Here is a 592-nt window from a genome sequence, read left to right as displayed (position 1 = left end):
CGCATGTCCATGCGACCAATATGGGGCATGACGTGCCGCCCCTGCCGATGTTTCGCACGCGGCAGGGGGCTTTGCGGGCGCTGTGCAAGACCGGCCACCGGACGCTGGAATCCCTGATGGACAGCCTGTTCCCGCGCATCGCCCCGGCGCAGATGCTGGTGGGCGATATCGGGATGTTGCCGGGAGAGGATCGGCGCCTGCGCGCGCTGGTGATTTACGACGGCCACAAGTCGGTGGCGGGCTGGCACGAGGCGGACCCTTCGTCGCTCGTCTGGATCAAGAACATGCAAAGCGACCTGATCGCAGCCTGGAGGCTCTGAATGTCCAAGGTGCTCAGGATCGTTGGCACCATTGCCAGCGTTGCGGCAGTGGTCGTTACACCCTTCAATCCGGCGGCAGGTGCTGCCCTGGCGGCGGTCGGTACGGTTGCCAGCATAGGTGCCCAGATCACGGCCAAGCCGCCGCGCAGCCGTGTGCAGGGCACGCTGAACGAAACCGTGGTCGGTGCCAACCAGCCCATGCCCTATCTGATGGGAGAGACCTATTCTGGCGGTGTCATGCTGCACGAGGCGGGCTGGGGTGACACGCTGAA

General features: G+C 65.0%; 1 protein-coding gene and 1 pseudogene. Both read left to right on the top strand.

What is annotated here, in order from left to right:
- On the top strand, window positions 1-320 hold a 320-nt coding region (locus ACFC3J_RS22925), incomplete at its 5' end, for a hypothetical protein (RefSeq protein ID WP_375198205.1).
- A gap of 9 nt (window positions 321-329) precedes the next feature.
- Window positions 330-592: pseudogene (locus tag ACFC3J_RS22920) on the top strand (hypothetical protein); the annotation flags it as partial.

The sequence above is a fragment of the Sphingobium sp. genome (assembly GCF_041987595.1).
Lineage (GTDB): Bacteria > Pseudomonadota > Alphaproteobacteria > Sphingomonadales > Sphingomonadaceae > Sphingobium.
Note: the sequence above shows the minus strand (reverse complement) of the source record. Positions and strands in the feature narration are given on the sequence as shown.